This window comes from Pseudotabrizicola sp. 4114, from assembly GCF_031457365.1.
In the GTDB taxonomy this organism is placed as follows: domain Bacteria; phylum Pseudomonadota; class Alphaproteobacteria; order Rhodobacterales; family Rhodobacteraceae; genus Pseudotabrizicola.
In genome coordinates this window covers 657,569-672,680 of sequence record NZ_JAVDWP010000001.1, presented here as the reverse complement: position 1 = coordinate 672,680, position 15,112 = coordinate 657,569, and the positions used below count along the sequence as shown (strand labels likewise).

The window sequence follows — 15,112 nt, the reverse complement described above, 5'->3', positions numbered from 1 at the left end:
CCGCGAAAATCATGCAAATGTGTCATGCAAGCCTGATCGGGCCGGCATGATCATCCTGGCTGGTATTGGCGCGGGTTCAAACAACGCCAGCTGCTTTGCCCTGTGCCGCCTGCCAAGCGCATGGCCCTTGCGACCGCTCGCCAAGGGCCGGCACGCCGGGGAATATATACACGCTTCGCCGACACGTGTCTGGCGCGCATCGACGTGATCCAGAACGTCGCGACCGACCGCCCCGATCGCCTGCGCGCCCAGATACAGACTTTCACAGGCGGCACCGTTGGCAAAAAGGATTTCATGCCGGTCAAGCAGAACATGATGATAGACGACGCGGCATGTGTCCTGCACCACGTCAATACCACCTGATCCGACCAGATGCCTGACCGCAACCAGAACCTCTGCCGCACCGAACATGCGCAGGGCAATCCGCGATTTGACCAGAACCCGGTGCTGCGGCGACAAGTACAGATCCTGCGCCGGGCTGCCCGGCCCCAACGCATCTTTGCTGATCCGGATCGGGCGCAAGTGGGGGTGAGCCGCCAAAGCCTGCCGGTCAAGGGTCATGCTGCCGACCCACCGTATCTGCATCAGGCCATGATCGGCGGTCTGCACCCAGTCACCCGCCGACAGGGATTCGACCGCAACCTGTGCGTGACCCGCCACCTCGATCAAGGATCCAGCCGCGAAGCAGACGATTTTGATGCCGCTGCTTGCGGTAGAGATCACCGCCGCATCACTTCCCCCGACATTCGTCAGACTGCCTGTCCGGATCTCCCGGATGGAAATGCCGCCATAGCTGTCGTTTGGAATGATGAAACGGCGGACAGTTCCGCCATTCGAGACAGTCAGAAAAATGACTGCGAGATTGCTTTCGCTTGCCGGATTAAAGCTTCGCTCCGACCCATCGCCCAATGTAAAGCGCCCGCTGCTGCTCGGCTTTTGAATCTGGTCAATCCGATAAGACACCCCGCCAATGCGAAGCTGATCACCAGTGTCGAATTCGCCATCGGTATCGTCCTTGCCGTGGTCAAGCAACTGCGCCGAGTTGACGACACCCACCAGATTGCCCTGGGCGGTCGAATAAGTGGTATCCGGGCTGATCCCGGTGACCTCTATCAAATCGTAGATCAGTGCCATGCCACCCTCTTGCCTTCTGAGAGTCAGTTTTCGGGGCCGTTTCCAAATCTCGGCGAACTGACAGGCCTCAGCTTAAGTCAGACAGATTTCCTGATGGTAAACTGCGGCAGGCTGCCGGTTCGGGCCAGCGCCAGGGATCAAACCGGAACGCGCGCCATGTCTGGCCCTGCCCCATCCTGCTTGCCCCTTTACGTCCCCTGCCGTAAACAACCGTAACAAACCTTGAGGAGGCCCCCATGCGCCGTGTCGTCATCACCGGAATTGGCATCGTCTCGCCCATCGGCAACACCGCCGCTGAGGTCGAAGCATCCCTGCGGGCCGGAAAGTCCGGCATTGTCTTTGCGCCCGAATACGCCGAGCGCGGGTTCCGCAGCCAGATTCACGGCCAGCCGCAGATCGTGCTGGAAGACAACATCGACAAACGCGACCTGCGGTTCATGGGGGATGGCGCGGCCTATAACTTCATCGCCATGCGGCAAGCGATCGAGGATTCGGGGCTGGAGGCGTCGGACATCTCGAACGAGCGCACCGGTATAATCGTCGGTTCCGGCGGGCCCTCGACCAAATCATTCTTCAAGGCGCATAACATCGTGCGCGACTCCGGCAGCCCGAAGCGGATCGGGCCTTTTGGCGTGACCAAGGGCATGTCCTCGACCAATTCGGCCTGCCTGGCCACGCCGTTCAAGATCAAGGGCGTGAATTATTCGATCACCTCGGCCTGCTCCACAAGCGCGCATTGCATCGGCAATGGCACCGAGCTGATCCAGTTCGGCAAGCAGGACATCGTGTTTGCCGGCGGCGGCGAAGAGCTGGACTGGACGCTGTCCTGCCTGTTCGACGCGATGGGGGCGATGTCTTCGAAATACAACGACGCGCCGGAAACCGCATCCCGCGCCTTTGACGCCAGCCGCGATGGCTTTGTCATCGCAGGCGGCGGCGGTGTGGTGGTGCTGGAAGAGCTGAACCACGCGCTGGCGCGCGGGGCCAAGATCTATGCCGAGGTCACCGGCTATGGCGCCACCTCCGACGGCCACGACATGGTGGCGCCATCGGGTGAAGGCGGCGAGCGGTCAATGCGGCAGGCGATCTCCACCCTGCCGTCCGATCGCAAGATCAGCTACATCAACGCGCATGGCACCAGCACGCCCGCAGGCGATGTGACCGAGGTGAAAGCCGTGCGCCGGGTGTTTGGCGACGGATCGGTGCCGCCGATCTCGTCCACCAAATCGCTGACCGGCCACAGCCTGGGTGCCACCGGCGTACATGAGGCGATCTATTCGCTGCTGATGCTGAACGGCAGCTTCATCACCGCCTCGGCCAATGTCACCCAGCTTGACCCCGAACTGAAGCCCGAAGAAATCGCCACCGTCTACCGCGAGGGCGTCGATATGGATTCGGTCCTGTCGAACAGTTTCGGCTTTGGCGGCACCAATGCGACATTGGTGATGAGCAAATATCGCGCGTAAGGAACGACACATGGCCGGTTGGATGAAGGGCAAGCGCGGGCTTGTCATGGGCGTGGCGAACGAACGCTCGATTGCCTGGGGCATTGCCAAAACGCTGGCCGATGAGGGCGCGGAGCTGGCGTTTTCCTATCAGGGCGACGCCTTTGGCAAGCGGGTGGAGCCTTTGGCGGCGAGCGTCGGGTCCGACCTTCTGGTCGATGTCGATGTGAACAACGACGCCAGCATGGACGCGTGTTTTGCCGCACTCAAGGAGCGGTGGGGCACGATGGATTTCCTGATCCATGCCATCGCCTTTTCTGACAAGAACGAGCTGACCGGGCGGTTCATCAACACCTCGCGCGGGAATTTCCAGAACTCGCTGACCATTTCGTGCTTTTCCTTCATCGACGTGGCGCGGCGCGCATCCGAGATGATGCCGGATGGCGGCAGCCTGATCACCCTGACCTTTCAGGGCTCCAACCGGGTTTCGCCCAATTACAACGTGATGGGCGTGGCCAAGGCGGCGCTGGAAAGTGCGACGCGCTATCTGGCCAATGATCTTGGGCCGCAGAAGGTGCGGGTCAATGCGATCTCGCCCGGCCCGATGAAGACCCTCGCAGGGGCGGCCATTGGCGGTGCGCGTGCCACCTATCGCCACACCGAGGAAAACGCTCCGCTGCGTGCGAATGCGACGCTGGAGGCGATTGGCGGCACGGCTGCCTGGCTGTGTTCGGATTTTGGTGCCTCGACCACGGGTGAGGTGATCCATGTTGACGGCGGGTACCATGTGCTGGGCTTCCCGCAACCTGCCAACATGTAAGTAGATGAATTTTCTGCGAAAATTCGTTAAACGATTTCTCGCAGAAAAATCGCCCGGTCAGACCGTGTGCAGGTAAAGATCGAAATCGACTTCTGAAACGGTGCGCATCACCCGCGCATACTCTGCCGCTTTGACGGCGGTAAAAGTGCGGTGCATGTCGTCGCCCAACGCCTCCTTGAGGAAGGCCGAGGCTTTCGCAGCCTCGATCGCCTGCCGCCAATCGAGCGGGATTGCGGGCGCATCCTGCCCGTCCTCATACCCATTCCCCACCGTTTCCGGGCCGGGGTCAATCTTGTGCCGCAAGCCGTGGCGGATGCCTGCCAGCACCGTCGCGGCCACCAGATACGGGTTTGCATCCACCCCGGCGGGGCGATGTTCGATCCGCCGGGCCCGGATATCGCCTGCCGGGATCCGCAGCGCGACCGAGCGGTTGTTCACCCCCCATGTCGGGCTGACCGGCGCATAGCTTTGCGCGGCAAAGCGCCGCCAGGAATTGGCATGCGGCGCGAAAACCAGCATCGATTCCCCCATCGTGGCCCGCAGCCCCCCCAGGGCGTGCAGGATGGCGGCGTTCCACGCCCCCTCCTGCTCTTCAACAAAGACGTTCTTGCCGTTGGCATCCATCATCGAGACGTGGAAGTGCATGCCCGATCCGGCGTAATCCTCATTGGGTTTGGCCATGAAACAGGCAGTCACGCCATGTGCCCGCGCCTGCGCGCGCACGATCCGCTTCAGCCGCAGCAGATCATCCGCCGCCTGCATCACATCGGTGCGGTAGTGCAGCGTCAGCTCATACTGGCCGGGGGCATATTCCGAAATCATCGTCTCGGCGGTGATACCTGCCTTGGCCGCCCCGGCGTAAATGTCGGAAAACAAGGGCAGCATGCCGTGCAGGTGATCCACCGAATAGACCTCTGTTTTAGATGACTTGCGGCCATCCAATACGTCGCGCGCGGGCTGCACCTTGCCATCCGGGCCACGGTCATTGGCCAGCAGAAAGAACTCCAGCTCGAACGCCCCGGCGGGCGTCAGCCCCTCGGACGCCAAAGCATCGACCTGGCGCTGCAACGCATGACGCGGATCAGAGGTCATCGGGGTGCCGTCCAGATCATACATCGACATCAACACCTCGCCGCGTGGCGGCTGGGTGTTGTGCAGCGGGACCAATGTGCCGGGGATCGGCCAGGCCCGCAGATCACCATCGCCCTGATCCCAGATCAACCCGGTTTCGTGCACATCCTCGCCACAGATGTCGAGCCCCAGAATGGAGATCGGCAGATGGCGGCCGTTGTTGTAAAATGACAGGAGTTCATGCCTGCGGATGATCTTTCCCCGCCCAATTCCGTTCGAATCGTGCAAGATTAGGTCAAAAGCTTCGATCTCCGGATGGGCGGCCAGAAAGGCTTCGGCTTCGGCAACGCTTGATCCGGAGGGGCTGTGTATGGCGGTCATGGGACACTCAGGCAAAAAGGTCGGACAGGATTTCATCGAAGGCCAGAACCAGCCGGTCAATCTGGCGGGGTCTGGTTGCGGGGCTGATCAGCATCATGTTGTGAAACGGTGCAATCAGACAGCCCCGGTTCAGCAGGGCTACGTGCAGCGCGGCTTCGACCTGCGGCTGATGCGCGGCGGCGGCCTCGGTCCCGTTGTGCAACGGGCCGGGAGCACAGATGAACTCGACCCGCGCGCCAACCCGGACCACATGCCAGGGCGCGCCGTGGGTGGTGATCGAAGCCTCCAGCCCCGCAGCCAGCCGCACAGCCCCCTTTTCCATATGGGCATAGGCATCTTTGGTCATGACCTTGGAAAGTGTCGCCACCAGACAGGCAAACTGCATCGGATTGCCCGACAGCGTTGTGCCCATGCCGGAATGACCGGCGGGGCGGCGGGCGTCATAGTCGTTGAAACGGGTCGCCACCGCGTCGGTCATCCCCCAGACCGCCGTTGGCATCCCACCGGCGACGCATTTGCCGACCACGAACATGTCGGGCGACAACCCATGAAGGCGGGTGTAGCCGCCCAGGCCGGAGGAAATGGTATGGGTCTCATCCATGATCAGCAGCGTGCCATACTGGCGCGACAGTGCGCGCAGGCCGTCATGAAAGCCTGCCTCTGGCAGCACCATGCAGGAATTGGTCATCACCGGCTCGGTCAGGATGGCGGCGACATCGCCTTTGGCCAAGGCCGCCTCGACCCCGGCCAGATCGTTGAACTCGCAGACCACTGCCCCAAGGCTCAGATCCTGCACCTGCCCCACCAGCCCGGCGCGGTTGACGGTGTTGCCATCCGCCAGCTCGACCATCGTATCATCCAGCGTACCATGGTAGCAGCCGTGAAACACCAGCACCTTTGGCCGCCCGGTCACCGCCCGCGCCACGCGCAGGGCACAGCGGTTGGCGTCGGTGGCGGTGGTGGCGATCTGCCAGCGGAACGCACCAAAGCGTTCGGTCAGCAGCTGGCCCGCCTGCATCGCGGCTGTCGTGGGCAGCATATAGGTCAGCCCATGGCGTGCCTGTTTGCGGATGGCGTCAGCCACCGGCTTTGGCGAATGGCCAAACATGCTGCCGGTGTCGCCCAGACAGAAATCGTCGATGCCATAGCCATCAATATCGGTGATCCGTGCGCCTTTGGCTTTTGCCACCAGCGGCAGGTGCGGCATCGGCCAGTCGCGCATCCAATGCATTGGCACACCGTTCAGAAAGGCCCCTGCGCCTTTTGCCAAAGCCGCAGCAGATTTCGGACGCGAGCGACCATAACGGGTTGCTTCACGCGCGGCAAAGGCGGTCAGGCGATCGGTTTTCAGTCCGGCGATCAATGGCTGTGGCATAGCGGTTCCTCTGGTTGCCGCAATATCACCAATAATTTGATCAAATGTAAAGAGTGTGATGTGACGGTTTGCAAGACGCCGTTTCCGCCAGCATGCAAGTCTGACCGGCCCCGCAGCGAAACCGGCGCAAAGATGAGTATTTTCAAAGCAGCAATGGGCAGGGTCAGAGCCAGTCTGCGCGGCCGGTTCCGGTGGCATCGGCGACCGAGGCGAATCCGTCGCGGGCCAGAAGGGTGTCGAGACCACGGGCGATACGGGCGGCGATGCCGATGCCCTGATAGACCATCGCCGTGTAGAGTTGCACTGCCGACGCCCCGGCGCGGATCTTGGCATAGGCCTGATCGGCGGTGCTGATGCCGCCGACACCGATCAGCGGAATGCGGCCAGCGGTGGCCTGCGACAGTTGTGCCAACACGCGGGTGGACTTTTCGAACAATGGCGCGCCAGAAAGGCCGCCGATCTCATCACGGGCTGCACTTTTCAAACCTTCGCGCGACAGCGTGGTGTTGGTGGCGATGATACCGGCCAGTCCCGCAGCCAGCGCGATCTGGCCAATCTCCGCGACCTCATCCGGGGTCAGATCGGGGGCAATCTTGAGGAATACCGGGATCGGCGTGGCAAGCCCGGCGCGCACCTCCATCACCCGTTGCAGCAGGGCGGACAAAGCCGCAGGGCCTTGCAGATCACGCAGTTTTTCGGTGTTGGGCGAGCTGACATTGACGGTGGCAAAATCGACATGCGGTCCGCAGGTGGCCAGCACCTGCGCAAAATCGGCGGCGCGGTCGGCAGAGGTCTTGTTGGCCCCCAGATTGAGGCCGATGGGCAGGCTGCGCGGGCGGTTCTGCAGGCGCGCGGCGATGGCCTGCATGCCGTCATTATTGAAGCCAAAGCGGTTGATGGCGGCGCGGTCTTCGGTCAGCCGGAACAAGCGCGGCTTCGGATTGCCGGGCTGTGGCAGCGGTGTTGCCGCCCCCACTTCCAGAAAGCCGAAACCCGCGCGGGCCAGTGCGGCCAGTGCAGTGGCATTCTTGTCAAACCCGGCAGCAAGGCCGACCGGATTGGCAAGCGCCATCCCCGCCAATGTACAGGCAAGGCGGGGCGAGGTGACCAGCCCCGGCAGCGGCACCAGACCCGCGTTCAGCGCCTTGAGCGACAGGCCATGCGCGGTCTCGGGGTCGATGCGGTGCAGGGCGGCGAGGCCCGCGCGTTCGATCAGATTCACCAGACACCCTCGGGAAAAATATGGCCGGTGGCCCCCAGCGGCAGGGATTTGTCCCAGACCACATCGGCCATACGCAGCGCGCGGTAGAGATGCGGGAACAGAGCGCCGCCGCGCGATGGCTCCCACTTCAGTTCTGGCCCCAGGGCATCAGAGCGGAACGCCACCAGCACAAGGTCGCTTTCGGTGCCGAAATGGCGCTCGGCGGTTTCGGCGATCTGCGCGGCGGTCGAGAAATGGATGAAGCCATCGGCCAGATCCACCGGGGCCCCGGCGGTTTCTCCGGCGGCGCGGAAGGCATCCCATTCGGGGCGGCGGAAGATCTTGTAAATCAGCATGGCTTTCCATGCACATTGCGCGCGGCTTGGTCAATGGTTCGTACCGTCATCAGACTTTCGCAAAGATGACGCAAGGTCAGCCCTGCATCCGGGCAAAGCGCGGGTTTGACTCCGTGGCTGACGCGAGTCACGCTTGCCCAATCAACCATCAAGGGAGCATTGTGATGAAAAACCGTTTGCTGGGGTCTGTGGCAGCCATGGCCCTGTCTGCAGGGGCCGCGCAGGCCGAATACACCCTGCATGTCCTGCATATCAATGACTTCCACAGCCGGATCGAGGCGATCAACGGTTCTGACTCGACCTGTTCGGCCGAGGATGCGGCGGAAGACAAGTGCTTTGGCGGCATCGCCCGCCTTGCGACCAAGGTCACCGAATTGCGCGACAGTCTGATCGCCGACGGTCAGAATGTGATCTTTGTCGATGCCGGGGATCAGTTTCAGGGCAGCCTGATGTACACTACCTACAAAGGCGCGGTCGAGGCCGAGTTCATGGAGCAATTGGCCCCCGATGCCATGGCTCTGGGCAATCACGAATTTGATGACGGCCCGCAGGGACTGGCGGATTTCCTCGACAAAGTCACCTTCCCGGTGATTTCCGGCAATCTGGATGTCAGCCAGTCGAATGTGCTGGCAGGCCGGGTACAGAATCACGTCGTGCTGGAGGTGGGCGGCGAGAAGATCGGCATCATCTCGGCGCTGGCGACCGATACCTCTGAGACCTCCAGCCCCGGCAATACGGTGATCTTTCAGGATGAGATCGACAGTCTGAAAGCCGATGTGGCCACACTCGAGGCTGAGGGGGTCACCAAGATCATCGCCGTCACCCATGTCGGCTATAACCTTGATCAGCAGATTGCGGCAGCGGTGCCCGGCATTGACGCGGTGGTGGGCGGGCACAGCCACACCTATCTGTCGGCAACCGATCCCGACCGCGCCGGCCCCTACCCCACCTGGGTCAGCCAGGAGTCGGGGGCGATGGTGCCGGTGGTGCAGGCCTATGCCTATTCGAAATACCTTGGCCATCTGGAGCTGACGTTCTCTGACGATGGCACGCTGATGCACGCCGGCGGCGATACGATCCTGCTGGATGCCAGCGTCACCCCTGACCCGGCGATTGAGGCACGGGTGGCCGAACTGGCCGGGCCGATTGAAGAGCTGAAGGCACGTGTGATCGGCGAAACGACCGAGGCCATTGATGGCAGCCGCGAAACCTGCCGTCAGGGTGAATGCCAGATGGGCAATCTGGTGACGGATGCGATGCTCGACCGGGTGAAGGATCAGGGCGTGACCATCGCCATCACCAATGGCGGCGGTTTGCGCACGTCGATTGACGCGGGGCCGGTGACCATGGGCGAGGCGCTGAGTGTGCTGCCGTTCCAGAACACGCTGTCCACCTTTACCGTGACCGGGGACGCTGTCGTGGCCGCGCTGGAAAACGGGGTCAGCGGGCTGGAGGATGGCGCCGGTCGCTTTGCACAGGTTTCGGGGCTGCAATACAGCTTTGATCCCGCACAACCCGCGGGCAGCCGCGTGTCGGATGTGATGGTTCTGGTCGGCGGCGATGCCTGGGCACCGATTGACCCGGCGGCAGAATATACTCTGGTATCGAACAACTATATGCGGGGTGGCGGTGACGGCTACCGGATGTTTGTCGATGCGGCGAATGCCTATGACTTCGGCCCCGATCTGGCCGATGTTCTGGCGGAGTATCTGGCCAAGGCCGAAGGCTACACCCCCTATTTGGACGGGCGTATTACCCGGAAATAAGGTCTTGCGGGGCTGATCCGGGGCCACTGGCAACAGTGGCCCCTTTTTTGTTGCCTTCCCGGCTGGCACGTCTGCGCCGCCCCAAGGCCGAACTTGCAAGATCGCCTGAAAGGGCGCATAGAATCGCCTACGGGTGACCGGGCCCCTCTGGCAGGACTTTGCGGCAATCCTGTGATGTCGGCACCTGAACCGCCACATGCCGCGCGGTACATTTCTCATGTCTTCCAACCCTGCATTGCAGCGCTCGTCGCTGTCCTATTTCACGTGGGCCTTTGTCGTCACGGCAATCGGCCTTGGCCTTGGCCTCTGGCTGGGCTTTGCGACCGAACATACCTTTGGCGGCGCGATGAAGGTGTTCTTTATCGTCAGCGTTCTGGCAGTGCTGGAAATCTCGCTGTCGTTTGACAATGCCATCGTCAATGCCAACAAGCTCAAGGATATGACCCCGGTCTGGCAGCAGCGCTTTCTGACCTGGGGCATTCTGATTGCCGTGTTCGGCATGCGGATCGTGTTCCCGCTGCTGATTGTGGTCATTGCCGCCAATGTCGGCCCCTGGTCGGCACTGGTGATGGCCGCCAGCCAGCCCGAAGAATACAGCCGTATCATGCACGAGGCGCATCTGCCGATTGCGGCCTTTGGCGGCACCTTTCTGATGATGGTGGCGCTGTCGTTCTTTTTCGACCACGAGAAAGAAGTGCATTGGGTGCGCTGGCTGGAAGAAAAGGTCACCGCCTATTCCTCGGTCAAGGGCATCGAGATCGCCTTTGTGCTGGTGGTGATGCTGGTCTTTTCCGAAGTGATCGAGGCGCAGAAGGGTGCGGCCTATGCCACCACCTTCTTTCACGCCGCGATCTGGGGCCTGCTGACATTCCTGCTGGTCGAGGTGCTTGGCGGTGTGCTGGACCGCAGCCAGCAGGTGCTGGAAGGTGCGGCCAAAGGCGGCCTCGGCGCGTTCCTGTATCTGGAGGTGCTGGATGCCAGCTTCAGCTTTGACGGCGTGATCGGGGCTTTTGCCCTGTCGTCAAACCTGTTCGTCATTGCGATCGGGCTGGGGATTGGTGCGATGTATGTGCGCTCGATGACCATCATGCTGGTTGAACGCGGCACCTTGGCGCAATACCGCTTTCTGGAACACGGCGCGTTCTATGCCATTCTGGTGCTGTCGGTGATCATGTATGTGCAGACGCTGTTCCATATCCCCGAGGTGATCACGGGGCTGGGCGGGGCGGCGCTGATCGGGATTGCGTTGTGGTCGTCGATCCGCTGGAACAAGGCAAATCCTGCGGAAGAGTGACTGGAGCGGGCGGCGGGAATCGAACCCGCGTCTTTAGCTTGGAAGGCTAAGGTCTTACCATTACACAACGCCCGCGCTTGGCTGGAAATAGAGGATCATTCGGGCAGGGTCAACCGGGCCTGTGGGGGCGGTGGCGCAGATTTCCACCGCCCATCCTTTGAAGGCAGCAGCGACAGGCAGGGTCAGGGCCGGATCATACCGGCATTGCGGGCGATCATTGCCGCATGGGTGCGGTTTCTGGCCCCCAGCTTGCGCGCGAGGGTTTTGACGTGCAGCTTGACGGTCACCTCCTGCACCTCCAGATCACGGGCGATTTCCTTGTTGGATTTGCCGTCGCAGATCCCTTCAAGCACCTCGCGCTCGCGCCGCGTCAGATCCTCCAGCGGGGCTTGCAGCGGCGGCGGGCCGTCCAGCATCGACATCGGCGCAAAGATCTCACCAGCGGCCATACGCTTGACCGCCGCGATCATCGCCTTGATGCCCAGTGTCTTTGGCACAAAGCCGACCGCCCCGTTTGCCAGCGCCTCTTCGGCCAATTCGCGCAGAGTGGTGCCCGACATCACTGCAACCGGCACCTGTGGCGCGGTCTGGCGGACGCGCCTTAACCCCTCCATCCCGTTCATGCCAGGCATATGATAATCCAGCAAAATCAGATCAAACGTCTGGTCTGCAAGACTGTCCAGCGCAGACCCGAGCTGCGACACAGACACAACCACAACTCCCCCGTCAGCGGTCAGCATCGCAGCCACCGATTCGCGAAACAGATCATGGTCGTCTGCGAGCAGCATCCGCACGGTCAGGCCATCCTTTGTCCGATGCCGGACTGTTGCGGTGTGAAAGAAAGCCGAATTGGCATAGAAGGGAACTCCAATGTAATCTAGCCTGAATATGGCCAGCAGTTGCAAGGCTTTGCATGACGATTTTCCAGATCAGACCCCGCAAACCTCTGGCAGGATCGATTCGCACGCTGGCCGTTGTCGCACTTGTGCTGGCATTGCTGGCCATGATCGGAACACTGGTCCTGGATGTCCGCGACCGGATGTCAGATCTGGAGCGGGCCGACAGTGACAACGGCCAATGGGTCATGATGCAGACCGAGGTAGAGGTCCTTCGTCTGCAAACCACGCTGGTCAAGGCGCAGAGCGGTCAAACCGGTCTGGAAGATGTGCGGCGCTGGTTCAACGTGTTGTACAGCCGGTTGCGCATGCTGGAACAAAGCCCGCTGTACGGGGCCTTTATCCTGCAACCCGAAAACCTGTCCGCGCTCAAAGCGATGCAGGCCTTCATCGACCGGTGGGTCAGCACAGTTGATTCGTCTGATGCGGTGCTGGCCACGGCGTTGCAGCAGATGGCATCTGAAAGCGAAGAGGTGCAGCGGCTGGCCCGCGACCTGTCGCTGCGCTCGTTGCAGGCGTTTTCGGCGGGCACCGACCGGACCCGCGCCCGCGTGTCGGATACGCTGACCCAACTGGCGGTGACCATCGCCGCCACGATCCTGCTGCTGGTGATGCTGGCGGTCATGGCCATGCGGCTGTACCGGGTGACCCAGCGGCAGGCCAAGGAAAACCAGACGGTCGGCGAACGGCTTCAGCTGATCATCGCCACCTCACCCGATGCCATCGTGGTGACCAACCGTGGCGGCTGGGTGGTAGAGTTCAACCCCGCCGCCGAAGCCATGTTTGGCTTTACCCGCCAGCAGATGATGGGCCAGCAGATTGTGCCGATGCTGTTTTCTGACGACGAACGGGACGCTTATGAGTCCCGTTTGCGCGGCATTGTCTCGCGCGCGGTGCAGGCCGGGCCGCAGCGGTTCGAGCTGACAGGCCACCGCGCCAGTGGACAGCCGTTTCCGCTGGAGGTTTCCATGGCGGTCCGTGATCTGAACCGTGGCGCGCTGATCGTCGGCTTTCTGCGCGATATTTCGCGGCGGCAGGCCGATCAGCTGGCGCTGGAACAGGCCCTGACTCAGGCCCGCGCCGGCGAAAAGGCCAAGGCCAAGTTTCTGGCCGTCATGAGCCACGAGATGCGCACGCCGCTGAACGGTCTGATCGGCTCGATGGAGCAGATGCACGACACCGATCTTGATGACACCCAACGCGAGCTGCTGCGGGTGATGGAGATTTCGGGCGATATCCTGCTGAGCCATGTCGAATCGGTGCTGGATTTGTCCAGCGCCGAGGCGGGGCAGATCCGGCTGGCAGACACAGCGTTTGATCTGGAGCGGCTGATCGGGGATTGCATCGCCACTCAGGCAGGAATCGCCCGCACCAACGGCACCTCGATCCGGCATGTGATGCTGACGGGCCCGCTGGGGCCTGTCCGGGGCGATCCGGGGCGGGTGCAGCAGATTTTGCTGAACCTGATCGGCAATGCGGTCAAGTTCACCCGCAACGGCACGATCACTGTCGAGACCGAGCGTCTGCCGCGCAAAACCGGCAGCACCACCGCGCCAATGGTCGAGGTGCGGGTGATTGATACCGGCATCGGCATTCCAAAGTCCGAACTGACCCGGGTGTTTGAAGATTTTGCCACCGTCGATTCCTCTTACGGACGCGAGACCGGCGGCACGGGTCTGGGGCTGGGCATCGCCCGCCGGCTGGTGCAGGCGATGGGTGGCAGCATCGGGGTGGAAAGTGAGCCGGGCGAAGGCAGCCTGTTCTGGCTGCGTCTGCCCCTGCCGCCAGCCGAGGCCGCCTTGCCCCTGCCCGTGCCCGCACCCGCGCCGGACAAAACCGCCAGCCCGCCGCAAACGGACACGCCGGTTCTGGATGTGCTGATCATCGAAGACAATGAGATCAATCGCTTTTTGCTGCGCCGTACCTTGATCAGCTGCAATCACCGGGTGACCGAAGCCTCCGACGGGCTGGAAGGTGTGGCTGCGGCAGCCAAGACGCGGTTTGACGTGATCATCACCGACATTTCGATGCCGCGCCTTGACGGGATCGAGGCCAGCCGTCGCATCCGCGCGGGCGGTGCCTCGCGCGCCGCACGGATCATCGCGCTGACCGCCCATGCGCTGCCCGAAGAACAAGAGCGGTTCCGGCTGGCCGGGATGGATGCCTGTCTGACCAAACCCGTCAACCGGGAGACATTGCTGGCCCATCTGCAACCCGGACCGGCTCTGCCCACCGGCTCTGGCCACCCGGCGCAGCCGACGCTGCTGAAGACCGACTCCCTGCACGAACTTGCCGAGACGGTGGGGCATCCGGTCATGCTCAGCCTGATGACCCGGATGCTGGCCGAAGGTGACGCCACTCTGGCCCAGATCACGGCACACCCTGTCCCGGACGACGACATGGCCCGCGCTGCGCACCGGCTGGCGGGCAGCAGCAGCACCTTTGGCGCGGTTGCATTGTGCGAGGCGCTGTCGGCGCTGGAACTGGCGATCCGCCGCGATCAGCTGACCGAGGCGACCCGCCTTATCGCCCGGCTGCCAGCCTTGTGGGACGACACCAGAGAGGCTTTGTCACAATACAGTGCGCTACTGATCGCGTGAAGAGGCTGCGGCGGCAAGCGCCGCCGCAATCAGGCCCGGCACCCGTGCATCCCGCCCCAGTGGCGGCAGAACACGCCCGGCAAACCCGGCCTCGGCCAGCGCCTCAGGCAGGTCTTCGGTCACATGCTCGCCCTCTGCCGCAAAAAACGGCAGGCAGGCGGCCTCGGGGCCAAAGCCACTGACCTCGGCCAGCCGGGGCGTCTGGTCGATGAACGCCGCCTCGCACCGGGCCAGCAGCAGGCCGTGCCGCAACCGCGTTGCCACCGCATTGGCCACCGCCGATGGGGCCGGGCTGCGGCCTGACCCATGCGCCGCCAGCAAGACCTCGCCCCCCGGTGGCACCCCGGCCTCGTGCAGGACCGTCAGCGCCAGATCCTGCACCGCACCATCCAGCCCAAAGGGGGGCAGAATGTGCCAGCGCGCACAGCCCGCAGCGCCGCCACATGCCGCTTGATCGCAGGAACCGCCCGCAAACAGCGCATCGCGACAGGCTTTGACCAGCCGCTCGGGCAAGTGCTGGCGGGTGAACCAGCCATCGGCCATGAACATCGGATAGACCAGACCACCCGACATCCCCGCCTGCTGCGCCGCCGCAGTCAGCGCACCTCCGGCTGCCAGCGTTGCGGACTGCACCCGCCATCCCGGCAGATGCTGCGCCACCGCCGCCGCAAGGCTGGCAAGCGCCGCCTCGGCCGGTCCGGGGTCAGAGGGCTGGCCATGGGCCACGATCAATGCGGTCTGTGTCATCGCCCTGATCTAGCAGCGCGGACGCG

12 protein-coding genes and 1 tRNA gene are annotated in these 15,112 nt (G+C 62.8%); 5 read left to right on the top strand and 8 right to left on the bottom strand.

Going from position 1 to position 15,112, the window contains the following annotated elements; translation table 11 throughout:
- Positions 1-9: 9 nt before the first annotated feature.
- Positions 10-1,134 (bottom strand): Hint domain-containing protein, encoded by a 1,125-nt coding sequence (locus J2X53_RS03345; RefSeq protein ID WP_349036037.1) that lies wholly within the window; start codon positions 1,132-1,134, stop codon positions 10-12.
- 236 nt (positions 1,135-1,370) lie between these two features.
- Here J2X53_RS03345 and fabB point away from each other — a divergent pair, with 236 nt between their 5' ends.
- Positions 1,371-2,600: a beta-ketoacyl-ACP synthase I gene (gene fabB / locus J2X53_RS03340; protein ID WP_349036036.1), complete on the top strand. Its 1,230-nt coding sequence runs from the start codon at positions 1,371-1,373 to the stop codon at positions 2,598-2,600.
- A 10-nt stretch (positions 2,601-2,610) separates the two neighbouring features.
- On the top strand, positions 2,611-3,399 hold the full coding sequence (locus tag J2X53_RS03335; protein WP_349036035.1) for an SDR family oxidoreductase: 789 nt from the start codon (positions 2,611-2,613) through the stop codon (positions 3,397-3,399).
- 57 nt (positions 3,400-3,456) lie between these two features.
- Here J2X53_RS03335 and J2X53_RS03330 read toward each other — a convergent pair whose 3' ends face one another.
- From J2X53_RS03330 to J2X53_RS03315, 4 genes are all read right to left on the bottom strand, one after another.
- Positions 3,457-4,851, bottom strand: a complete 1,395-nt coding sequence (locus J2X53_RS03330) for a glutamine synthetase family protein (RefSeq protein WP_349036034.1) — start codon at positions 4,849-4,851, stop codon at positions 3,457-3,459.
- Between the two features lie 7 nt (positions 4,852-4,858).
- On the bottom strand, positions 4,859-6,226 hold the full coding sequence (locus tag J2X53_RS03325; RefSeq protein ID WP_349036033.1) for an aspartate aminotransferase family protein: 1,368 nt from the start codon (positions 6,224-6,226) through the stop codon (positions 4,859-4,861).
- A 163-nt stretch (positions 6,227-6,389) separates the two neighbouring features.
- A complete protein-coding gene (locus J2X53_RS03320) occupies positions 6,390-7,448 on the bottom strand; it encodes a quinone-dependent dihydroorotate dehydrogenase (protein ID WP_349036032.1) in 1,059 nt (352 codons plus the stop codon).
- Positions 7,445-7,783: a DUF952 domain-containing protein gene (locus J2X53_RS03315; protein ID WP_349036031.1), complete on the bottom strand. Its 339-nt coding sequence runs from the start codon at positions 7,781-7,783 to the stop codon at positions 7,445-7,447. The genes J2X53_RS03320 and J2X53_RS03315 overlap by 4 nt, the downstream gene beginning before the upstream one ends.
- A 164-nt stretch (positions 7,784-7,947) precedes the next feature.
- Between J2X53_RS03315 and J2X53_RS03310 the strand changes: the two genes are divergently transcribed.
- Entirely contained in the window at positions 7,948-9,549 is a 1,602-nt protein-coding gene (locus tag J2X53_RS03310) for a bifunctional metallophosphatase/5'-nucleotidase (protein WP_349036030.1), read from the top strand.
- 196 nt (positions 9,550-9,745) lie between these two features.
- Positions 9,746-10,843, top strand: coding sequence for a DUF475 domain-containing protein (locus tag J2X53_RS03305; protein WP_349036029.1), 1,098 nt, complete (start codon positions 9,746-9,748; stop codon positions 10,841-10,843).
- 1 nt (position 10,844) lies between these two features.
- Here J2X53_RS03305 and J2X53_RS03300 read toward each other — a convergent pair.
- Positions 10,845-10,918, bottom strand: a tRNA-Gly gene (locus tag J2X53_RS03300).
- Between the two features lie 107 nt (positions 10,919-11,025).
- A complete protein-coding gene (locus J2X53_RS03295; protein WP_349036028.1) occupies positions 11,026-11,631 on the bottom strand; it encodes a response regulator transcription factor in 606 nt (201 codons plus the stop codon).
- Positions 11,632-11,756: 125 nt separating this feature from the next.
- On the opposite strand from J2X53_RS03295, the gene J2X53_RS03290 reads away from it, so the two are divergent.
- Positions 11,757-14,339, top strand: coding sequence for an ATP-binding protein (locus tag J2X53_RS03290; protein WP_349036027.1), 2,583 nt, complete (start codon positions 11,757-11,759; stop codon positions 14,337-14,339).
- Here J2X53_RS03290 and J2X53_RS03285 read toward each other — a convergent pair.
- A complete protein-coding gene (locus tag J2X53_RS03285) occupies positions 14,325-15,086 on the bottom strand; it encodes a CbiX/SirB N-terminal domain-containing protein (protein ID WP_349036026.1) in 762 nt (253 codons plus the stop codon). The genes J2X53_RS03290 and J2X53_RS03285 overlap by 15 nt on opposite strands.
- Between the last annotated feature and the right edge of the window lie 26 nt (positions 15,087-15,112).